The sequence below is a fragment of the Aeromonas sp. 603079 genome (assembly GCF_049172135.1).
GTDB lineage: Bacteria > Pseudomonadota > Gammaproteobacteria > Enterobacterales > Aeromonadaceae > Aeromonas > Aeromonas veronii.
Map to the genome: position 1 here is coordinate 109175 of NZ_JAAKPX010000007.1, position 22214 is coordinate 131388.

Below are 22214 nucleotides of genomic sequence, written 5' to 3' on the forward strand. Positions count from 1 at the left end.
GCCCGGCTCTATCGTTCAGGCCATCAGACTTGATTACCCTTTCCCTATGCAAAAAAATCCCCCGTTACCGGGGGATTTTTATTTCTATCGGTTATCTCAGCTCAGCTACTTACCCCACCAAAAACGCCCTTAACCGGGCAAACTCCGCCGGCAAATTAACGGAGAGCAGCGGCAGCTCGGCGTGCTTGGCGAGCGGGCCGGGCAGCGGTACATCGAGATTGAGGATCTCGTCCACCGACTCCTTGAACTTGGCGGGATGGGCGGTGCAGAGGAACACCCCCACTTCGTCATCAGCCAGCTGTTCACCCAGCAGATCCCAGGCAATGGCGCCGTGGGGTTCGCACAGGTAATCCAGCTGGTGCAGCCGCTTCAGCGCATCACGGGTCTGGGCGTCGTCACGCATACCAGAACCCAAGGTCTCCAGTGCCCAGCCCTTGCGACGGCACAGCTCTTCCACTCGTGGCCAGTTGTTGGGGCGGCTCACATCCATGGCGTTAGACAGGGTGGCCACTGTCTGGTGCGGCTCCCACTGACCGGTTTTCAGGTAGCGCGGCACGGTGTCGTTGGCGTTGGTAGCGGCGATAAAGCGCTTCACCGGCAGCCCCAGCGCCTTGGCAATCAAGCCTGCGGTGAGGTTGCCAAAGTTGCCGGACGGCACGCTGATCACCGCCTTGGCGCGATCGGCCTTGGGCAGTTGGGCCACAGCCTCGAAGTAGTAGCAAACCTGCGCCAGCAGACGGCTGATATTGATGGAGTTGGCGGAGTTGAGGCCAATGGCCTTTTTCAGCGCCTCGTCGTCAAAGGCCTGTTTCACCAGCGCCTGACAGGCATCGAAGTCACCGTCGATGGCGATGGTGCGGATATTGCCGCCGAGGGTGCAGAAGAGCTTCTCCTGCAGCGGGCTTATCTTGCCCTTGGGATAGAGGATCACCACCTCGATCCCCTCCAGCCCGTAGAAGGCGTGGGCCACGGCGGCGCCGGTGTCGCCGGAGGTGGCGGTGAGAATGGTGATCTTGTCGTTGGTGCGAAACGCCGCGAGACACTGGGCCATAAAGCGGCCGCCGAAATCCTTGAATGCCAGGGTCGGGCCGTGGAACAGCTCGAGGGCATAGGTGCCATCTTTGAGTTTCACCAGCGGCGCCGGGAAGGTGAAGGCGGCATTAATCAGCTCGCTTACCTTGGCGGCGGGCACTTCGTCCCCCAGCAGGTGGCTCAGGATGCGGGCAGAGCGTTCGGCCAGCGGTAGATCGAGCAGGGCATCCACATCGGCGAGCGGTTCGAGTTGTTCGGGGAAGAAGAGCCCCTGTTCGCGACCCAAGCCCTGACGCACCGCCTGCGCGAAGCTCACCTGTTCGCTGTTGTCCTTGATGTTGTAGAGATTCATAGCTCGCTTCCTGTTACCCGTGCCCCGGCCATGTCCAGTTTGCAGACCCGGGCAAATCCATCTTCGTTCTGCACGAAATGTGCTTCCATCCAATCCTTCATCCGCTCGGCCTGCGCCAGCTCCTTCATCACCACAAATACTGTGGGGCCGGAGCCGGAGATGCCTGTGGCGAGCGCCCCGTTCTGGGCCGCCTGCGCCCGCACCTCGGCAAAGCCTTCGATCAGCGCCGCGCGGTAGGGCTCGGCAATCACGTCTTTCAAGACGCTCGCGGCCAGCCCCTCCTGTCCGGTGTAGCTGGCGTGAACAAAGGCAGCCAGGCGGCGGCCATAGGTGAGGCAATCCTGACGGCGATATTGGGCCGGCAAAATGGCGCGAGCGGCAGCGGTCGAAACCACGGTCCCCGGGTAGCAGACTACCCAGTACCACTGATCGAACACCGGAATGCCCTGACTGATAACGCCGTGCTCTTCCAGCACCAGCTGCATGCCACCGAGATAACAGGGGGCCACGTTGTCGTAGTGAACGGAGCCGGAGATCTTGCCTTCCATCTCCCCCATCAGCAGCAGCATGTCGTGTTCGTCGAGGGGCTCGCCGTGAAAGGCGTTGAGCCCTTCAAGGGCCGCCACCACGCTACAGGCGCTGGAACCCAGACCCGAGCCGACCGGCAAGTTCTTCTCCAGCACCATTTCGAGGGGCTTGAGTTTAAGGCCGCGCTTCTCCAGCGCCTCGCCATAGGCCACCCAGCAGTCATGGAGGATATTCTTTTTCGGATCGTCCGGCAGCTTGTGGGCGTAGCGGCCCACGGCGGAGAGCGCAAAAGGCACGTCAGCCGCTTTTACCTGCACCCGATCGCCGAGCAGAGAGCCATCCACGGGGGCGAGCGCCGCCCCCAGGACATCGAATCCCACGCTCAGGTTCGCGCTGGAGGCGGGGGCGTAGGCGACTACGCTGCCGCCTTCAGCCATATAAGAGGGGTACATGTCTGAACTCATGCTTATAGCTCCTGCTTCCAGTTCTGGGTGCGCAGCACATCGGCAAAGACGCCCGCTGCAGTCACTTCGGTACCGGCGCCATAGCCGCGCAGCACCAGCGGGATCGGCTGGTAGTAGGTAGAGAAGAAGGCGAGCGCGTTCTCCCCGTCTTTGACCTTGAACAGCGGCTCGTCGGCCCCGACCGCCTTGATGGCGACCTTGCACTTGCCACCCTCGATGGAGCCCACATAGCGCAGCACCTTGCCTTCACGCTGGGCAGCGGCGAACTGGTCGCGGAACCAGCCGTCCGCTTCGGGCAGACGGGCCATAAAGGCTTCCACATCGCCGCTGGCGTCAAATCCGGGCGGCAGCGCCTGCTCGACTTCCACATCGGAGAGCTCCAGCGCCATGCCGGCTTCGCGGGCCAGAATGAGCAGCTTGCGCGCCACATCCATGCCGTTGAGATCGTCGCGGGGATCCGGTTCGGTAAAGCCGTTGCTGCGGGCGATTTGGGTCGCCTCGGAGAAGGCCATCCCCTCATCCAGCTTGCCGAAGATAAAGGAGAGGGAGCCGGAGAGAATGCCGTCGAAGGCGCGCAGCTTGTCACCGGCCTTGATGAGGTTCTGCAGGTTCTCGATAACCGGCAGACCGGCGCCGACGTTGGTCTCGTACAGGAACTTGCGGCGAGTCTGGCGGGCGGTGCGACGCAGCGCCTTGTAGTAATCGAGCGAGCCGGTGTTGGCCTTCTTGTTCGGGGTAACCACATGGAAACCGGCGGCGAGGAAGTCGGCATACTGGACGGCTACTGCCTCGGAGGAGGTGCAGTCGACGATCACCGGGTTGATGATGTGGCTATCTTCCACCAGCTTTTTCACCCCTTCCAGCGAGAAGCTGTCGCGGGCTTCCACCAGCTGTTCGCGCCAGTTGGCGAGGTTCAAGCCATCCTTGTTGACCGCCATCTGGCGGCTGTTGGCGATGCCGACCACGCGAAGGCCAGTGCCCTGCTCGGCCAGTACCGGCTGCTGGCGGGCAATCTGATCCACCAGCGCGGCACCGACGCCGCCGACCCCGACCACAAAGAGATCGATAAACTGCTGGCTGCCAAAGAAGTTCTGGTGGCACGCCTTGATGGCTTCCGCCACCTTGCGATCCCGCACCACCGCCGAGATGGAGCGCTCGCTAGAACCCTGCGCGATAGCGACGATATTGATGGAGGCTTGCGCCAGCGAGGTGAAGAAGCGGGCCGCCATCCCCTTGCTGGTGCGCATGCCGTCACCGATCAGGGAGATGATCGCCAGATCGCTGATGATATCCAGCGGCTCCAGCAGCTGGTTTTTGAACTCCAGCTCGAACTCGCGCTCCAGCACCTTGCGGGTCTTCTCACTGTCGTAGCTGTGGATACAGAAGCTGACGCTGTACTCGGAAGATGACTGGGTGATCAGCACGATACTGACCCCGGCGCGGGAGACGGCTGAGAAGATGCGACCGGCCATGCCGACCATCCCCTTCATGCCGGGGCCGGAGACGTTGAACATGCACATGCCGGAGAGATCCGAGATGGCCTTCACTTTCAGGTCATCGTCGCCGCTCTCGGGGCCGATCAGGGTGCCCGGCCCTTGCGGGTTGAAGCTGTTCTTGATGAGGCAGGGAATATGGAACTGGGCCACCGGCGCGATGGTTTTCGGGTGCAGCACCTTGGCGCCGAAGTAGGAGAGCTCCATCGCCTCCTTGTAGGAGAGGGTTTTCAGCAAATAGGCATCCGGCACCAGACGGGGGTCACAGCTGTAGCAGCCTTCGACGTCAGTCCAGATCTCGCAGCACTCGGCATCGACGCAGGCAGCCAAGACGGCGGCCGAGTAGTCGGAGCCGTTGCGACCCAGCAGCACGGTCTCGCCCTTGTCGCTGCCACCGGTAAAGCCCGGCATCAGGTAGAGGCAATCGCTACGCAGCCCCTTGGCGGCAAAGCGCAGGCGAGAGGCTTCGATATCGACGTGGGCTTCCAGATAACCGCCATCGGTCACCAGCAACTCTTCCGGCACGATCAGCTCCAGATCCAGACCACGCACCCGCAGCAGCTCGTGCATAAAAGCGATGGAGAGGTTCTCGCCACGGCTCAGAATGCGCGCCTGCACGTTGTCCGGGCAGAGGCCCAGCAGACGGATGCCCTGCATCAGCCGCTCCACCTGATCCAGCTCGGCGGTGAGGCGGGCCAGCAGCGCCTTGTCATCGAGCGCCGGATAGGCCGCCTTCAACCCGGCCAGCAGGCGGGAGAAGATGCCATTCACTTCAAACAGGGTGGAACTGGCATCCATGCCGCGACTGGTCTGCTCCACCAGCGCCACCAGATGATTGGTCACCTTGGCAGGAGCAGAGAGCACCAGGGCTACCTGAGATTGGCCGTGGGTGTTGACCGCGATATCGGCCACCCGTAAAAAACGCTCTGCATCGGCCAGTGAAGACCCGCCAAATTTCAACACTCTCATCGCTTTCTCTCCCTGTAAATCTATGAAATTCAATCTAAAAACCAGTCCAACAAAAAGGCCCGTACTGGGTGGGTACGGGCCTTTTCTGATTTCTGTGCTTGTTCGTCAGCGCATCAACCGGCCCCAGTGCCACCTGTGGTGGTACCGGTAATAATGGTGGTGGTGATGACGTTGGTGAATAACTGCATGACGAACACTCGTTGACGAAGCTGGCTTTTAGCAATACCGCGGCGGGCGCTGGGCTGTCAACTTAAACCTCTTTGCCAAGTTTGCGCGCAAGGTCTTTGCAGAGCAGGTGGAGCATGTTCAAATCCCGCTGCGGCAGCATGGGCACCCGGTCCATCACCCATTGATGTAGTTTTTCATCCTGCGAAACTCCGAGTTCACCCAGCAATTCTGCTGTTTTGCTTTTCAGCACCCGAACCTGCCCGGCGTTATCAAAATTTTCTGCTACCGCAGCGGCGCCGTCGGCGTTCAGCTCATCCATCAGCTGACTCATCTCGTAGGCGTAGAGCATGATCGCCTGCCCCAGGTTGAGGGAGGGGTAGCTCACCTTGAGGGGCAGATAGCTGATGAGATCGACCTCGGCCAGCTGCTCGTTGGAGAGCCCCGACTCCTCGCAGCCAAAGACGATGGCGACCTTGCCGAGCGATGGCTTGCTGCGGATCTGCTCGCGGATTTCTCCCGGGGTGAGGTAGTGCTGGTAACGACCGCGCTCACGGGCGGTGGTGGCGATCACCAGATCCATGTCGGCCAGCGCCTCGGGCAAAGTCTCGAACGCTTCGGCCTGAGTCAGGATCTCCTGGGCGCCGTGGGCCACCCAGCTCGCCTCCTCCTCTTCGTGTACCCGGCTCGCCACCAGTCGCATGGCATCGAATCCCATTGTTTTCATGGCTCGGGCAGCCGCCCCCACATTCGCAGGACGGGCAGGTGCCACCAGGACAAAATAGAGCTTCATCGGGTTTCCTCACAGGCCGGACGGCCTCTCAAACAGACAGCAAACAGTCGCTAAACCATCACCAAAACAGGGGCGCAATCTACCGTTTATCCCCGAAAATTGCCACTTGAACAGACGTTTGAATGTTGCGATAGTGGCCTGACGTGTGAACAAATTACACCCAATCCTTCGCGCTATCGGCCCGACAGATCACAAGGAAGAGAGAGATGCAGCAGCCATTGGAACAGGCCGTCGCCGAGACTATCTTGCAACGCTTCGAGTCGTTTTACAGCCGGTTTCTCGAGATAACCCAGGGCAGCAAGAGCCGCTTCGAGAACAGTGACTGGCTGGGGGTGCAGCTCGCCGGACGGGAGCGAATTCGCCTCTATGACCACCATGTGGGGGCAACCGCCAGCTCCATCCGCCAGATGATGGGGGAGCACCACGCCACCCAGGAGCTGCTCAAGCGGGTCAAGAGCGCCTTCAGCGATCTGCTGCCCCGTTGTGACAACTTCGAGGTGGCGGAGTCCTTCTTCAACTCCGTCTATCGCCGGATCTTTCGCCATCGCAATATCCGCGACGAAAACCTCTATATCCACCCCTTTGTCAGCCGTGGCGAAAAACCGGATTTAAGCTCTCTGCTGCGGATCTATCGCACCGATCTGGCCCACTTGCCGCAGACCTTGAGCCAGTTACTCGGCGATTACAGCTTCACCCTCCCCTACGAAGACAAGCAGCGGGATATTGTCGACATCCACCGCCATCTTGCGGAGAACGGCCCGCAAATACTCCATGATGAGCCGTTTGCCATCGAGCTGCTCAAAGAGGTGTTCTACCGCAACAAGGGGGCCTATCTGGTGGGGCTGATCCGGGTAAAAGATCAGGTCTTCCCCTTTATCCTGCCCCTGCTCAGCACAGGCCACAGCATCTATGTGGACACGGTGATCTTCGAGCCGGATCTCGCCTCCATCGTGTTTGGTTTCGCCCGCGCCTATTTCATGGTCTATGCCCGCGAACCGGCGCTGTTTGTCGCCTTCCTGCGCCAGATCATGCCCCACAAGCCCGATTACGAGATCTACAACGCCATCGGCTGCCAGAAACATGGCAAGACCGAGCTCTATCGCCACTACCGTCACCATCTGGCCCAGAGCCGGGATCAGTTCATCATTGCGCCGGGCATCAAGGGGATGGTGATGAGCGTGTTCACCCTCCCCTCCTACGATGTAGTGTTCAAGGTGATAAAAGACGAGTTCACGCCCCCGAAGGATGTGAGCCACGAGCAGGTGAAAGCGAAGTATCGGCTGGTAAAACAGCACGATAGGGTTGGCCGCATGGCCGATACCCAGGAGTTCACCAACTTCGAGTTTCCGCTCGATCGCATCTCGCCGGAGCTCCTTGCCGAGCTCAAGACGGTGGCACCGTCGGCCCTCACCATCAGCGACGACAAGCTGGTGATCAAGCACCTCTATACCGAGCGCAAGATGATCCCGCTCAACCTCTATCTGGACAAGGCGGACGAGCAGCAGACCCGCCTTGCGCTGGAGGAATACGGCAACGCCATCAAGCAGCTGGCGGCGGCCAACATCTTCCCGGGGGACATGCTGTTCAAGAACTTTGGCGTCACCCGCCACGGCCGGGTGGTCTTCTACGACTACGACGAGATCTGCTACATGACGGAGTGCAACTTCCGCCAGATCCCGCCGCCCCGCTACCCCGAGGATGAGTGGAGCGCCGAGCCCTGGTACTCGGTGGCCCCCAACGACATCTTCCCCGAGGAGTTCGCCACCTTCCTGCTGCAAAAGCCGCAGGTGCGGGAGATCATGCTGCAGCTGCACAAGGAGATGTTCGACGCCAACTACTGGAAGATGCTGCAGAGCAACATCAAGGTGGGGGTGTTCGAGGATGTCTACCCCTACCGGCGCAAGAAGCGCTTCAAGTACCAGCGCGGCGGCTGATCCCGCAGAGTCCGCCCACATCGCAGCAACGAAAACGGGGTGGCCCAAGCCACCCTGTTTTGCTATCCGCTTTGCGCCTTAACTGCCGCGACGGCGGATCACCCCCTCCTGCATGGTGCTCGCCACCAGCATGCCGTCACGGGTAAAGAACTGGCCGCGCACCAGACCGCGACCGCTGCTGGCGCTCGGGCTGTCTACCACGTAGAGCAGCCAGTCGTCGAAGCGGAAATCCCGGTGGAACCACATGGAGTGATCGATGGTGGCCACCTGCATATCCGGCTCCCAGTACGACACCCCGTGCGGCTGCAGCGAGGTGAGCAGGAAGTTGAAGTCGGAGGCGTAGGCCAGCAGGTATTTGTGCACCCGCAGATCATCCGGCATCTGACCGTTGGCCTTGAACCAGACGTGACGCACCGGATCCTGCACCGTCGGCCGAATAGGGTCGACCAGGGTCACCGGGCGCATCTCGATGGGCTGCTCGCAGAGGATCTTGTCCCGCAGGGAGGCCGGGATCAGGTTCTCGTAGGGGCGCACCAGCTCCAGCTCGCTCTTGAGCTCCTCCGGCGGAGTGATGCCGGTGGGCATCTGCGCCTGATGCTCGAAGCCATCGGCTGGCACCTGAAACGAGGCGTTGAGATAGAAAATGGGCTTGCCGCCCTGAATCGCCTTGACCCGGCGGGTGGAGACGGTCTGGCCGTCACGGATATTCTCCACGTCATAGACGATGGGACGGGTCACATCCCCCGGACGCAGGAAGTAGGAGTGAAAACTGTGAACCTGACGGCCGGTCTCGACCGTCTGCTTGGCAGCTGACAAGGCCTGCCCCATAACCTGTCCGCCAAACACGGCCCGCAGACCGAGATCCTGGCTCTGGCCCCGAAACAGGCCCTCCTCGATTTTTTCCAGCGCCAGCAACGCCAGCAGCTCATCAAGTACCTTGCTCATCGTTCACTCCTCTATCAGAGCCGCACAGGCTAACAAGCTCACCGGAGCAGAGCAACCGCAGCGGCGAGTCTGCGGGCAAACAGACGACAGAAATTCCCCTCAATTTCTCACCCCCCCCCCTTTTACCAGCCAGGGGGGTTGATACAAAAAGGCCCGCACCATCTGGTGCGGGCCTTTGCTTGGCCGACTGCGCACTTGAACAGCGTGCAGTACGCAACGGGTTGTCAGCTTACTTGCTGCCGGTACCGGAGTTGCGGGTAGAGGCTTGCGGCTTGCGACGGGCGGTGGTGGCGCGAGCGCGCGGCTCTTTGCCCTGCATCTCTTTGTGACGCTGTACGGCGCGACGGATCTGGGCGGCCTGCTTGTGACGGCTGGTTTTGCCATCCTGCTGCAGATCGACCTTGGATTCGGTCTCCGGCGGCAGGTTGACCAGACCGCGCAGGTAGTTCACTTCCGGCAGTTTCAGCTCTTGCCAGCCGCCGCGCGGGATAGCGCGATCCAGCTTGACGTCACCGTAGCGGATACGCATCAGGCGGCTCACCTGCACTTCCTGGGATTCCCACAGGCGGCGCACTTCACGGTTGCGTCCTTCGGTCAGGGTGACGTTGAACCACTGGTTCAGACCCTCACCGCCAGCCGGTTTGATCTTGTTGAACTTGGCGGTGCCATCTTCCAGCTGCACGCCCTTGCGCAGACGCTGCAGCATGGCTTCGGTGATTTCGCCAAAGACACGTACCGCGTATTCCCGCTCCACTTCGTGGCTCGGGTGCATCAGACGGTTGGCCAGCTCACCATCGGTGGTGAACAGCAGCAGACCGGAGGTGTTGACGTCGAGGCGGCCGACCGCGATCCAGCGGGCACCTTCCATCTTGGGCAGACGATCAAACACGGTGGGACGACCTTCCGGATCGTGACGGGTACACATCTCCCCTTCCGGCTTGTGGTAAGCCAGTACGCGGCAGATCACTTCCTCTGCGGCACGGGTCTTGACCTGGTGACCATCCACCCGGATCACGGCGTTCACTTCGACGCGCTCCCCCAGTGTGGCGACCTTGCCATCCACACTGACCCGACCTGCGGTGATCAGGGCCTCCATCTCACGACGGGAGCCGTGACCCGCGCGGGCCAACACTTTTTGCAGTTTTTCACTCATCGGGGTTACCTGATTGTTGATCGCTGCCCACTGGTAAAAGAGGCAACGGGGTTAACTGTAACAAACGCCGGTTGGAGCACTCGCCACAGTTGAAAAATGTATATCTCGGTGACATCGGCACGCTTGGGCGCCATTCACCGGGCATCGCTCTCCCCGTCCACCGCAGAGGGCAACAGGGGTTGCAGCTCCGGATCCAGCTCGGGGAGCTGCTCCAGACTCTGCAGATTAAAGTAATCCAGAAACTCTCTGGTGGTGGCGAGCAGTTCGGGGCGACCGGCCACCTCTTTGTGGCCTATGCTGCGCACCCAGCCACGCTCTTTCAGGGTATTCACTATCTGGCTCGACACCGCCACCCCGCGGATCGCTTCGATCTCGGCCCGGGTGATGGGCTGACGATAGGCGATCAGGGTCAGCGTCTCCATCACGGCGCGCGAATAACGCGGAGCCCGCTCGCTCCAGAGCCGCGAGAGCTCCTCGGCATACTCCTGACGCGCCTGAAAGCGCCAGCCGGAGGCGACCTCTTTGAGCTCGACGCCTCGCGAGCTGTAATCTTGCCTGATCTCGGCCAACAGCAGCTGAACATAGCGACTGGTCACCGGATAATCGGCCAGCACGCTGCTTTTCAGTTCGCTGACATTGAGCGGGCGACCGGCCACAAACAGCGCCGCTTCGATCAGGGTCTTGAGTCGTTCAGTGGGCAGCGCCACGGTTGCCCTCCTCGCTCTGCTCGGCCAATGCGAAATGGATTGGGCCGAGTGGTTCTGCCTGCAGGATCCAGATCAGTTGCTCCTTGCACAGCTCCAGCAGGGCCAGAAACGTCACCAGTACCCCCATGCGCCCCTCTTCGGCACGCAGCACCTGCTCAAGGCGCAGGGTCTGCCCCAGCGTGAGCATGGCAAGGATCTCCGCCATGCGCACCCGGGTCGGGATCTGTTCGCGGCGGATCTGGTGATGTTCGAAATGAGTCGCGCGTTTTACCACACTTTGCATGTAAAGGGCGAGCTCAACCAGCGAAACATCGGGCGCCAGTGGCTTGAGGGCGCCAAAATCGGGGGGCAAGGCAGCGGCGATATAAATCTCCCGCTCCACCCGTGGCAGCTCATTGACCCTCTCTGCACCTACCTTGTAACGCTCGTACTCCTGCAGGCGGCGGATCAGGGTCACCCGCGGGTCTTCCCCCTCCTCTTCATCCTCCAGCTCCGGCGCCTTGGGCAGCAGCAGGCGGGATTTTATCTCCGCCAGCCAGGCCGCCATCAGCAGATATTCGGCTGCCAGCTCAAGGTTGAGCCCCTGCATCAGCTCCACGTACTCCATGTACTGGGCGGTGATCTGCAGGATCGGCAGGTTGAGGATATCGAGCTGCTGGCGCCGGATAAGGTAGAGCAGCAGATCGAGCGGCCCCTCGAAGGTATCGAGGAACACCTCCAGCGCATCGGGTGGGATGAACAGGTCCTGAGGCAGCTCGTGATAGGGCTGCCCCAGGACTTTCGCGATGGGTAGTGCGGCGCCAGTCCCCGTCTCGGCGGAGGGGACTGTCACCGGTTCAGCGACATCACTCAAACGGAGTCGGATCCCCGGCGCCGCGACGACGCAATACCGGCTCGTCGTCAGAGAAATCGACCACTGTGGTGGGCTGCTCGCCCAGATAACCGCCGTTGACCACCAGATCGATCTGCTTGCCCAGCTTGTCGAAGATCTCTTCCGGGTCGAACTCGGCCATCTCGGAGTCCGGCAGGATCAATGTGGTGGAGAGCAGCGGCTCGCCGAGTGCTTCCAAGAGCGCCTGGGCAATCTTGTTGTCCGGCACCCGGATGCCGATGCTCTTCTTCTTCTCGTTCATCAGGCGGCGCGGCACCTCTTTGGTCGCCTTGAAGATGAAGGTGTAGGCGCCCGGGGTGTTGTTCTTGATCAGGCGAAACGCGCTGTTGTCGACCTTGGCGTAGGTGGAGATCTCGGAGAGATCGCGGCACACCAGGGTGAAGTCGTGGTTGGCGTCGAGACGACGGATGCGGCAGATGCGCTCCAGCGCGCCCTTGTCACCCATCTGGCAACCCAGCGCATAACCTGAGTCGGTCGGATAGACGATCACGCCGCCGTTCTGGATGATCTGTACCGCCTGACCGATCAGACGTGCCTGGGGGTTTTCAGGATGTACGTAAAAATGCTGACTCATAGCTTGTTCTCGCAATGGGGGCAGCAATACCTGCCCGCTCGTATGGTCACGGATCAAAGATCCATGACACTACCTTAACCTGTTTGTGGCCGCTTCGCTGGCGCCGTTACCGGCTCGCCAGCAGCTCGGCATGTTGTTCGGTGGTGAGCCCAAAGTGGCCGGGATAGGCCAGCCAGACGGGCATCCCCTCTTTGGGCAGCCAGAGGTGGCGACCCAGCTCGGTCCAGTTGGAGGGGAAGTGAAAATCCGATCCCACCGAAATATAGAGGTCGTGATCCTTGGCCCACCGGCCCAGATTGGCCCGCTCCTGCGGACTCTGCTGGGGCAATGAGACCTCCATGGCATCGCCACCGGCCGCCTTGAAGGCCACCAGCAGCCGCTTGATCCACTTGGCGGTGAGATCGTAACGGCTGGGGTGGGCCAGCACCGCCAGCCCACCCGAGGCGTGAATGGCCGCGATGGCTTCGCTCATCTCGGGCCACTCGGCCGGGGCATACCCTTTATTGCCACGGCTCAGGTACTTTTTGAATACCTTCTGCATGTTGTCGGCTACCCCGCGAGCCACCAGCACCCGGGCAAAGTGGGCACGGGTCACGGCGGCGTCACCGGCGAGCGCCTTGGCCTCTTCATAGGTGCCGGGAATGAGGCACTTCTCCAGACGACGCCCGATTTCCAGCGCGCGCGCCTCGCGACGGGCCAGCTGACCGGCCAGAAAGTCGGTCAGCTGCGGATTTTTTTCATCCACCCCCAGCGCTACGATATGAATTTCGTGATGCTCCCAGCCGGTGGAGATCTCGACCCCGCTCACCAGTCGCAGCGGCAGTTGCTCGGCTTCTATGGTGCAGCGCACCTCATCAAGCCCGGCGAGGGTATCGTGGTCAGTAACTGCTAACACCTCGACCTGTTTCTCGGCGGCGCGGCGCACCAGTTCGGCTGGGCTCAGCACCCCGTCGGAGGCAGTGGTATGGCAGTGAAGATCGAATCTCATCAGGTTATTCCGCTCTCGTGGTCAGGTCACCATTCATGGCAAATCGGTGAAAGAAGGCTAAAAAGCGACTTGACTTGGCCGCGGCTTTATCGTTTTCTGTAGGCACTTCATTGCAAACATCTTTTTACAGGACTTTATCATGCAAACGACTTCCATCCTGACCATCTGGTGGTGGCACACTCCCTGACATGCGGGCGTGTGGTCGTTGCTGTACCTGTAATCTGACAGCAAATTAAGAACCCAAAGAAAAAGCCCGCTGACCCCAGCGGGCTTTTTTATTATCCGGCAAATGGACCTGTGATGAAACCGAGAATTCAGACAAGCAAGCTGACCTGGCGATGGCGCCCCTGAACCAGCCACCCCGGACCAATTAAATTTTCAAGGAATTCAACGTCATGAACATCGGTAAAACACATCACACGCAAGGGAACGCACTATGACAGCCACACATCGCCTTCCTCTGGGTGAATTCGATACCCTCAAACTCAACGCCCCCTATGTGGCCGATCCGCTGGCGCTCTATACCCGCCTCTGTCAGGGCCGCCCCAACAACCTGCTGCTGGAATCGGTGGAGATCGACTCCAAGGCGGGCAAACAGAGCCTGCTGCTGGTCGATGCCTGCCTGCGCATCGAGTGCCGTGGTCGCACCGTGCGGGTGCGCAGCCTGAACGACAACGGCGCCCAGTTGCAAAGCCTGCTGGCCGAGCGGCTGCCTGCGGTGGTGGCTCGTTCGCTGGTAGATGGCGAGCTGCAACTCGACTTCCCGGCCTCCGATCGGGAGCTGGACGAAGATTCCCGCCTCAAGGGGAGCAGCGTGCTGGACGTGCTGCGCACCCTGCAACGGGAGCTCGATTGCCAGTTGGGTAAAGAGGCACTGTTTATGGCGGGCAGCTTCGCCTACGACCTGATCGCCTCTTTTGAAGATCTGCCTGAAGTGCCGGAGGGGAGCAACGACTGCCCCGACTACTGCTTCTATGTGGCCGAAACCCTGATCACCATCGACCATATCGAACGCACCACTCAACTGCTTGCCTGCATCTTTGGCGGCGACAGCGACGAGAGCCAGGTGGAAGACAGATACACCCGCCTGACCGAACGGCTCACCGACTTCAAACAGATTTGCCAGCAACCTCTAAGCGCCGAGCTGACCACCCAGCCCCTGACCGGTGGCATGAGCGTGGACAAGAGCGACAAGCAGTTCTGCGCCGAGGTGGAGAAGCTCAAGGGCTTTATCCGCCGTGGCGACATCTTCCAGGTGGTGCCCTCCCGCTGCTTCTCCCTGCCCTGCCCGAGCCCCCTGGCCGCCTATCGCCGCCTCAAGCAGACCAATCCCAGCCCCTACATGTTCTACGTGCAGGATGAGGGCTTCACCCTGTTTGGCGCCTCGCCGGAGAGCGCGGTGAAATTCTGCGCCGCCAGCCGCGACGTGGAGATGTACCCCATCGCCGGTACCCGCCGCCGCGGCTTCAACCCCGATGGCAGCATCAACCGGGATCTCGATGGCCGTATCGAGCTGGAGCTGCGTCAGGACGAAAAAGAGGTGGCCGAGCACCTGATGCTGGTAGATCTGGGCCGCAACGACATCGCCCGCATCTCGGAACCCGGCACCCGCTACGTCAAGGAGCTGCTCAAGGTGGATCGCTACAGCCACGTGATGCATCTGGTCTCCAAGGTGGTCGGCACCTTGCGCTCCGATCTTGACGCCCTGCACGCCTATCAGGCCTGCATGAACATGGGCACCCTCACCGGCGCCCCCAAGATCCGCGCCAGCGAGCTTATTCGCATGGTGGAAGGCAAGCGCCGCGGCAGCTACGGCGGTGCGGTCGGTTACATCAACGGCGCCGGCGAGATGGATACCTGCATCGTCATCCGCTCCGCTTTCGTGAAAGATGGCGTGGCCCACGTACAGGCCGGTGCCGGGGTGGTCTATGACTCCAAGCCGCAAGCCGAAGCGGACGAAACCCGCGCCAAGGCGGCCGCCGTGCTGGCCGCCATCGCAGCCAGCCATGGCACCTCCCTGCAAGCCCTGAGCGCCCAGCAGGAGCAACATAAGGACGTGAGCCATGACTAACATTTTCCTGCTCGATAACTTCGATTCATTTACCTACAACCTCGTCGACCAGTTCCGCTCCCTCGGCTATCCGGTGCGGATCTACCGCAACAGCCTACCGGCCAGCCGCATCATGAGCGAAATTGCCGCCTGCGAAGGGGATGCGGTGCTGGTGCTCTCGCCGGGGCCGGGCGCCCCCCACGAGGCGGGTTGCCTGATTGACCTTATCAAGCTGGCCCGCGGTCAGGTGCCCATCCTCGGTATCTGTCTCGGCCATCAGGCCCTGTGCGAAGCCTACGGTGGCACCGTCGGCGCGGCGGGCGAGATCGTCCACGGCAAGCGGTCCCTGATTGAGCACAACGGCCACGGCGCCTTTGCCGGTCTGCCGAGCCCGCTACCGGTGGCCCGCTACCACTCGCTGGTCGCCACCTATGTACCGGAAGAGCTGACGGTGATTGCCCACTATCAGGGCATGCCCATGGCCATTGAGCAGCAGGATGAGCGGGTGCTGGGTTTCCAGTTCCATCCCGAATCCATCATGACCTCGGAAGGGGCCCGTTTGCTGACTCAGGCGCTCGCCCATATCACCCGCCCAGAAAGCAGCGTGCGTTAAGGTAAGGAGACCAACATGCATCAACATCTCAACACCCTCTATCAGGGTCAGTCTCTGAGCCGTGAAAGTACCCGCGACGCCTTCGGCCAGGTGGTACGTGGCGAAGTGGATCCCATCGTGCTCGCAAGCCTGCTGACCGCCCTCAAGATCAAGGGGGAGACCCCGGAGGAGATCGCCGGCGCCGCCGAGGCCCTCTTGGCAGAAGCGCGCGACTTCCCGCGTCCGGACTATGAGTTCTGCGACATCGTCGGCACCGGTGGCGATGGCCTCAACACCATCAACGTCTCCACCACCTCGGCGCTGGTCGCCGCTGCCTGCGGCCTGAAAGTGGCCAAGCACGGCAACCGCTCGGTCTCGAGCAAGTCGGGTTCGAGCGATCTGCTCGACAAAATGGGCATCAAGCTCGACATGAGCCCGGCGCAGGCGCGCCGCTGTCTGGACGAGCTCGGCATCTGCTTCCTGTTCGCCCCCCAGTATCACGCCGGGGTGCGCCACGCCATGCCGGTACGTCAGGCCCTCAAGACCCGCACCCTGTTCAACGTGCTGGGGCCGCTTATCAACCCCGCTCGCCCCACCTATCAGCTGATGGGGGTCTATGCCCCCGAGCTGGTGCGCCCCATCGCAGAAACCCTGCTGGCACTGGGGCTGAAAACCGGTATGGTGGTGCACGGTGCCGGGCTGGATGAAATTGCCATCCACGGCCCGACCCAGGTGGCCCAGATCCGTGACGGCGAGATCCGCGAATTTATGATCACCCCGGCTGACTTTGGCCTCGAGACCTATCCGGTCAGCGCCATTCAGGGCGGGGAACCGGAAGAGAACCGCGCCATCACCGCCGCCATTCTGGAAGGGCGTGGCACCCCGGCCCACAACGCCGCCATCGCCGCCAACGTGGCACCGCTGCTGCTGATGGCGGGCAAGGCGAAGGATCTCAAGAGCGCGGCCGCCGAGGTGCTGGCGGTGCTGGCAAGCGGCAAGGCTGCGGATCTGGCTGCTCGGCTCGCCACTTTAAGCCATCTGGAAGCGGGCCATCAGGAGGCATGATGTCAGCCACCACGTTGCACAACAGTCATTCAGAACGCCCACAGGGCAAGAGCCAGTTTCGCAAGGATAACGAGATGTCAGACCTTATTGCCCCCCATGCTTTTCTGAACATGGCCTCCATCAGCCAGACCATTCTCGGCAAGATCGTGGCGGCCAAACAGGAGTGGGTTGCCGCCCGCAAGCTGGCCCAGCCGCTGGCGAGCTTCCAGAGCGCGCTGACCCCCAGCGATCGGGATTTCGTCGGCGCACTCAAGGCGGGCTCCACCCGCTTTATTCTGGAGTGCAAGAAGGCCTCCCCCTCCAAGGGGTTGATCCGCGACGATTTCAGCCCGGAGGCAATCGCCGACATCTATGGCAAATACGCCACCGCCATCTCGGTGCTGACCGACGAGAAGTTCTTTCAGGGGGATTTCGCCTTCCTGCCGCGGGTGCGCGGTCGCGTCCAGCAGCCGGTGCTCTGCAAGGATTTCATGATTGACCCCTATCAGGTCTATCTGGCCCGCCACTATCAGGCGAACGCCATCCTGCTGATGCTCTCGGTGCTCACCGACGAGGGGTATCGCGCCCTGTTCGCGGTGGCCAAGGAGCTGGGCCTTGGCGTGCTGACCGAAGTGAGCAACGAGGAGGAGCTGACCCGCGCCATCGCTCTGGGCGCGCCGGTGATCGGTATCAACAACCGGGATCTGCGCGATTTGAGCGTCGATCTCAACCGCACCAAACAGCTGGCTAAAGACATTCCAAGCGATCGGGTAGTGATCAGCGAGTCCGGCATCAACCACCGCGCCCAAGTGGCGGATCTGCGCCACCACGCCAAGGGCTTTCTGGTGGGCTCATCCCTGATGGCCGAGCCGGATCTGGAGGCTGCGGTGCGCAAGCTGGTACTGGGCCAGAACAAGGTGTGCGGCCTGACCCGCGCCGAGGATGCCGCCGCCGCCCATCAGGCGGGTGCGGTATTTGGCGGCCTGATCTTTGTTTCCAAAAGCCCGCGCTATGTGGACATCCCCGCAGCCCGCGCCGTGATGGCGGGTGCGCCGCTCGCCTATGTGGGGGTATTTCGCAACGCCCAGCCCGCCACCCTCGTCAAGACGGTGGAGGCGCTTGGCCTCTCCGCGGTGCAGCTGCACGGGGATGAAGATGCAGCCTATATCGAGACGCTGCGCCCACTGCTGCCGGCTGGCTGCCAGATCTGGAAGGCGGTAGGCGTCTCTCTCGGCAAAGAAAGCGGTGAGCCGCTGCCCGCCCTCGACTATCCGGCCGATCGCCTGCTACTGGATACCAAAGTAGGCAGCCAGAGCGGTGGTACCGGTCAGGCGTTCGACTGGGCCATGCTGGCCACGCTCGACAAGAGCAAACTGATGCTGGCGGGCGGCCTTAATCCCGACAACGCCCTGCAGGCGGCGCAAGTGGGCTGCCTCGGCCTTGATTTCAACTCCGGGGTGGAGAGTGCCCCGGGCCAGAAGGATGCGCACAAGATTGCAGCCGCCTTCGGCGCACTGCGCAACCTGTAACGCAACCCTTTTTGATGTTTCGATTTAGCTAATACAAGGAAGAAGCCATGACCCTGCTCAACCCGTTTTTCGGTGAATTTGGCGGTATGTATGTACCCCAAATCCTTATCCCGGCCCTGCTCCAGCTGGAGAAAGCCTTTGTCGATGCCAAGGATGATCCGGCCTTTATCGCCGAGTTTCAGTCCCTGCTGACCGAGTATGCCGGTCGCCCGACCCCGCTCACCCTGACCCGCAATCTGACCAAGGGCACCAAGACCCGTCTCTATCTGAAGCGTGAAGATCTGCTGCACGGCGGCGCCCACAAGACCAACCAGGTGCTGGGTCAGGCGCTGCTGGCCAAGCGGATGGGCAAGAGCGAGATCATCGCCGAGACCGGTGCCGGTCAGCATGGCGTGGCGACTGCGCTGGCCTGCGCCCTGCTCGGCCTCAAGTGCCGGGTTTATATGGGTGCCAAGGATTGCGAGCGCCAGAAGCCCAACGTCTTTCGCATGAAGCTGATGGGCGCCACCGTCATCCCGGTGCACTCCGGCTCCAGCACCCTGAAAGATGCCTGCAACGAGGCGCTGCGCGACTGGGCCGCCAACTACGAGTCGGCCCACTACCTGCTCGGCACCGCCGCGGGCCCGCACCCCTTCCCCACTATCGTGCGGGAGTTCCAGAAAATGATCGGCGAAGAGGCCAAGGCCCAGTGCTTCGAGAAGGAAGAGCGACTGCCCGATGCGGTAATCGCCTGCGTCGGCGGCGGGTCGAACGCCATCGGCATGTTTGCCGACTTTATCGATGAGCCGTCGGTGCGCCTGATCGGCGTCGAGCCGGGTGGTCACGGCATCGAGAGCGGCGAGCACGGTGCGCCGCTCGGTCACGGCAGCAAGGGGGTCTTCTTTGGCATGCACTCCTACCTGATGCAAGACAATCAGGGCCAAATTCAGGAGTCCTACTCCGTCTCGGCGGGGCTCGACTTCCCCTCCGTCGGCCCGCAGCACGCCCACCTGGCCGCCATCGGCCGCGCCGAGTACCCCTCGGTGACCGACAAGGAGGCGCTGGACGCCTTCCAGGAGCTGGCCAAATCTGAAGGCATCATCCCGGCGCTGGAGTCCTCCCACGCGCTGGCCCACGCCCTCAAGATGGCCCGCAGTGAACCGGAAAAAGAGCAGGTGCTCATCGTCAACCTCTCCGGCCGTGGCGACAAAGATATCTTCACCGTCGCTGACATCTTTGAAAAAGAAGGAACCTTGTCATGAACCGTTACGCACAACTCTTCTCCCGTCTGGACGAAGCCAATCAGGGCGCCTTTGTGCCGTTCGTGATGCTGGGTGATCCCACTCCTGAACTCTCTCTGGCCATCGTCGATGCGCTGGTCGCAGGGGGCGCCGATGCACTTGAGCTCGGCATTCCCTTCTCCGATCCGGTGGCGGACGGCCCCACCATTCAAGGCGCCGCCCTGCGCGCATTTGCCAGCCACACCACCCCGGATGACTGCTTCGAGCTGCTCGGCCGCATCCGCGCCAAGTACCCGCAGCTGCCCATTGGCCTCTTGGTCTACGCCAATCTGGTCTATGTGCGCAAAATTGACGGCTTCTACGAGAAGTGCCAGCAGGCAGGCGTGGACTCGGTGCTGGTCGCCGATGTGCCGGTGCAGATGTGCGCCCCCTACAAGGCGGCCGCCGACAAGTTCGGCATCGACAGCATCTTTATCGCCCCGCCCAATGGCGACGCCGAGACCCTGAAACAGGTGGCGGAGCTTGGCAATGGTTACACCTATCTGGTGAGCCGCGCTGGCGTCACCGGTGCCGAAACCAAGGCTGGCATGCCGGTGGAGGGGCTGATCAATACCCTGCGCGAGTTCAACGCCCCCCCCGCCCTGCTCGGCTTTGGCATCAGCGAACCGGCTCAGGTGCGTGAAGCGATCGCCGCTGGCGCCGCCGGTGCCATCTCCGGCTCCGCCGTGGTGAAGATCATCGAGACCCACCACCAGAACCCGGAACATATGCTCAATCGTCTGAAGGAGTTTGTGGAAGGGATGAAGGCTGCGACCCTGCGCTAAGCGTTCAGTCAAACGCCCACCCCCATGACAAGCAAGGGAGCCCAAGCGGGCTCCCTTTTGTTATCCACCATCCCTGGTTGGTGCCACCCTTGTAGGTCTGATTAGCGAAGCGTAATCAGACGTTCGCGGAATTGATGCTGATGCTATGGCGCGGCTTCGCCACGCAGGACACGAGGGCGCTGCCCTCGACGGGGTTTAACCCGCCCTTCGGGCTGAGGCGAGTGACTTTGGAAAGACCCGCTCTCTTTGGCAAAGAACACCAAAGGTCTTCTCCCCCGCTTATTCGCCCGACTGACGTCGGGTACCTTCGGCTCATCCTCTTGTCCAACGGCACGCGCCGATGGACCTTTGGCTTCCGCCATCCATGGCTTCGCCCAAAGCCCGCTTCGAACATCCGTGTTCTCGCGCCAAATCGGGTCGAGCGGCGCTCGCCCTTTCCCGATTTTGCCCATAGCCCAACGCCGCTCGTTCGGCGTCATGCCTCGCGGCCTGGACAAGAGGACTCGCCTCAGCGAATAAGAGCGGGATCAAAACCGTGCCCGCCTGAGGCTACCGTGCAACAGTGAACAAGCACCCCCTCCCCTTGGGAGAGGGCTGGGGTGAGGGGAAGCTACGGCAACCGAATTTGCTCAAATTGAATACTACTGATGACTAATTTATTGATCCAGCACAGATTCCCGCCAAAACACGCTTCTCAACGCGCCGCCAGCCCCCTTAAGATACCCGAATGACAATCAACCTCTCGGAAAAACGCCATGACAGCGATTGTTGCTATCCCGCAGGTTAAAAGCAGCGAACTGGGGACTGAAACTCAGGGGCGGTAGCGTGGTTTTTGTGGGTTGGCGCAGCGTGTAGCAAAGCCCAACAGGCGAGCATTATTTCTCCACCCTCTACCCAGAGTGGGATAAATATGGATGTGGCAGATCCGTAAAACAGATTTCAAATATATTCGCGGTAAACGTTGAGCTTCACTTCGTTCAGCGCCAACCTACGATCTTTATCCCAGCATACTCGATAAACTATTTTTAGTAACCAAGGTAATATCATGATTTTTCTATCACACAACTACAATGACAAGCCAGTAGTAGAACAGATAGCTATCAGACTAATGCAACTATTTGGCCAAGATAAAGTTTTTTATGACTCTTGGTCTATACAGCCCGGCGATGGAATTATCGATAAAATGAATAAAGGGCTAGGTGATTGTGAGTTGTTTCTATTTTTTGTTTCTAAAAATAGTTTGCAAAGTAAAATGGTAGAACTTGAATGGCAAAATGCAGTAATGAAATCGTCTCAGGGAAAAACCAAAATCATTCCTGTTAAATTAGATGACTGCATGATGCCTCCAATTTTAATGCAATCACTTTATATCGACCTGTTTGGACAAGGCTTAGAAGTAGCATTGCGTCAAATCGTAGATGTAACCTCTGGTAGAAATACTTTTCAAAAAGGACCACAAGAGTTTTCTAACATGAGGGCCTATACCTATCAAAAAGATGGTTATACCTATGTAGAATGCCATGCTGAATTTTACCTAGAACCAATTTCCAGCTTTTTAATTCTTGTTCATAACTCTCAAGACGAGATCCAATTTAATTGTCTAAGTAGCTCGATGACATATGAAGGATTCAACCCAGACATAACTCTTAATGATGGCCGTAAATATAATGCACAATCCATTCGAATAGAGAGGAGCACTGCACCTGGCTTTCCTTTTGTAATGGAACTAAAGCCTCAGAATGGATATCAGGTTAAACTTGCAGGCATCATGCATGAGAAAAAACAAGGGGAATACCGTATGTTACCTCTCACTCATGGGAAAAAATAAACTAAGATATCAACTCACTTTAGCAAAGTGAGCTCCAGTATTTAAAAAAATTAAATAGAAATGACATCTCCCACCTTTCTGAACAATTGGCTACATTGTCGACTCACAGAAAGGTGGTTTTTATTTTATCTCATACAA

18 protein-coding genes are annotated in these 22214 nt (G+C 60.3%); 8 read left to right on the forward strand and 10 right to left on the reverse strand.

All coding sequences use genetic code 11. The annotated features are described in order from the left end of the window. Nucleotides 1-109: 109 nt before the first annotated feature. The 4 genes from thrC to G5287_RS06830 form a co-directional block, all read right to left on the reverse strand. Nucleotides 110-1384 (reverse strand): threonine synthase, encoded by a 1275-nt coding sequence (gene thrC, locus G5287_RS06815; RefSeq protein ID WP_227342300.1) that lies wholly within the window; start codon nt 1382-1384, stop codon nt 110-112. Beyond that, complete coding sequence (gene thrB / locus G5287_RS06820; RefSeq protein ID WP_227342298.1) at nt 1381-2376, reverse strand: homoserine kinase; 996 nt, start codon at nt 2374-2376, stop codon at nt 1381-1383. The genes thrC and thrB overlap by 4 nt, the downstream gene beginning before the upstream one ends. A 2-nt stretch (nt 2377-2378) precedes the next feature. Then, complete coding sequence (gene thrA, locus G5287_RS06825; protein WP_227342297.1) at nt 2379-4838, reverse strand: bifunctional aspartate kinase/homoserine dehydrogenase I; 2460 nt, start codon at nt 4836-4838, stop codon at nt 2379-2381. Nucleotides 4839-5088: 250 nt separating this feature from the next. After that, a complete protein-coding gene (locus G5287_RS06830) occupies nt 5089-5796 on the reverse strand; it encodes a tRNA/rRNA methyltransferase (RefSeq protein ID WP_216951409.1) in 708 nt (235 codons plus the stop codon). Nucleotides 5797-6002: 206 nt separating this feature from the next. Here G5287_RS06830 and aceK point away from each other — a divergent pair, with 206 nt between their 5' ends. Beyond that, nucleotides 6003-7730 carry a bifunctional isocitrate dehydrogenase kinase/phosphatase gene (gene aceK, locus G5287_RS06835; protein ID WP_064341569.1) on the forward strand — a complete coding sequence of 576 codons (1728 nt, stop codon included), beginning with the start codon at nt 6003-6005 and terminating at the stop codon, nt 7728-7730. Between the two features lie 78 nt (nt 7731-7808). Here the strand turns inward: aceK and tesB are convergent, their stop codons facing one another. The 6 genes from tesB to rnm form a co-directional block, all read right to left on the reverse strand. Continuing rightward, nucleotides 7809-8675, reverse strand: coding sequence for an acyl-CoA thioesterase II (gene tesB / locus G5287_RS06840; protein WP_019445657.1), 867 nt, complete (start codon nt 8673-8675; stop codon nt 7809-7811). Nucleotides 8676-8904: 229 nt separating this feature from the next. After that, the gene (gene rluB, locus G5287_RS06845; RefSeq protein WP_421231065.1) at nt 8905-9828 is read right to left on the reverse strand and encodes a 23S rRNA pseudouridine(2605) synthase RluB; all 924 of its coding nucleotides are present in this window, start codon (nt 9826-9828) and stop codon (nt 8905-8907) included. A gap of 134 nt (nt 9829-9962) precedes the next feature. Next, nucleotides 9963-10535 (reverse strand): SMC-Scp complex subunit ScpB, encoded by a 573-nt coding sequence (scpB, locus tag G5287_RS06850; protein WP_005350230.1) that lies wholly within the window; start codon nt 10533-10535, stop codon nt 9963-9965. Continuing rightward, nucleotides 10519-11388: a segregation and condensation protein A gene (locus tag G5287_RS06855; RefSeq protein WP_160880718.1), complete on the reverse strand. Its 870-nt coding sequence runs from the start codon at nt 11386-11388 to the stop codon at nt 10519-10521. Before G5287_RS06855 ends, scpB begins: the two co-directional genes overlap by 17 nt. Further along, nucleotides 11381-12001 (reverse strand): L-threonylcarbamoyladenylate synthase, encoded by a 621-nt coding sequence (locus tag G5287_RS06860; protein ID WP_005338129.1) that lies wholly within the window; start codon nt 11999-12001, stop codon nt 11381-11383. Before G5287_RS06860 ends, G5287_RS06855 begins: the two co-directional genes overlap by 8 nt. Before the next feature lie 106 nt (nt 12002-12107). Beyond that, entirely contained in the window at nt 12108-12989 is an 882-nt protein-coding gene (rnm, locus tag G5287_RS06865) for an RNase RNM (RefSeq protein ID WP_421231066.1), read from the reverse strand. A 436-nt stretch (nt 12990-13425) separates the two neighbouring features. Between rnm and G5287_RS06870 the strand changes: the two genes are divergently transcribed. The 7 genes from G5287_RS06870 to G5287_RS06900 all read left to right on the forward strand — a co-directional run bounded on the left by G5287_RS06870 (nt 13426) and on the right by G5287_RS06900 (nt 22076). Next, nucleotides 13426-15060 carry an anthranilate synthase component 1 gene (locus G5287_RS06870; RefSeq protein WP_421231067.1) on the forward strand — a complete coding sequence of 545 codons (1635 nt, stop codon included), beginning with the start codon at nt 13426-13428 and terminating at the stop codon, nt 15058-15060. Further along, a complete protein-coding gene (locus tag G5287_RS06875) occupies nt 15053-15652 on the forward strand; it encodes an aminodeoxychorismate/anthranilate synthase component II (RefSeq protein WP_005359135.1) in 600 nt (199 codons plus the stop codon). Before G5287_RS06870 ends, G5287_RS06875 begins: the two co-directional genes overlap by 8 nt. A 15-nt stretch (nt 15653-15667) precedes the next feature. After that, the gene (gene trpD / locus G5287_RS06880) at nt 15668-16696 is read left to right on the forward strand and encodes an anthranilate phosphoribosyltransferase (RefSeq protein ID WP_421231068.1); all 1029 of its coding nucleotides are present in this window, start codon (nt 15668-15670) and stop codon (nt 16694-16696) included. Then, on the forward strand, nt 16696-18204 hold the full coding sequence (trpCF, locus tag G5287_RS06885) for a bifunctional indole-3-glycerol-phosphate synthase TrpC/phosphoribosylanthranilate isomerase TrpF (RefSeq protein ID WP_421231069.1): 1509 nt from the start codon (nt 16696-16698) through the stop codon (nt 18202-18204). The genes trpD and trpCF overlap by 1 nt, the downstream gene beginning before the upstream one ends. A 47-nt stretch (nt 18205-18251) precedes the next feature. Continuing rightward, a complete protein-coding gene (gene trpB, locus G5287_RS06890) occupies nt 18252-19445 on the forward strand; it encodes a tryptophan synthase subunit beta (RefSeq protein ID WP_005347359.1) in 1194 nt (397 codons plus the stop codon). Then, the gene (gene trpA, locus G5287_RS06895; protein WP_421231070.1) at nt 19442-20248 is read left to right on the forward strand and encodes a tryptophan synthase subunit alpha; all 807 of its coding nucleotides are present in this window, start codon (nt 19442-19444) and stop codon (nt 20246-20248) included. Before trpB ends, trpA begins: the two co-directional genes overlap by 4 nt. 1045 nt (nt 20249-21293) lie before the next feature. Next, nucleotides 21294-22076 (forward strand): toll/interleukin-1 receptor domain-containing protein, encoded by a 783-nt coding sequence (locus G5287_RS06900; RefSeq protein ID WP_421231071.1) that lies wholly within the window; start codon nt 21294-21296, stop codon nt 22074-22076. Nucleotides 22077-22214: the final 138 nt, after the last annotated feature.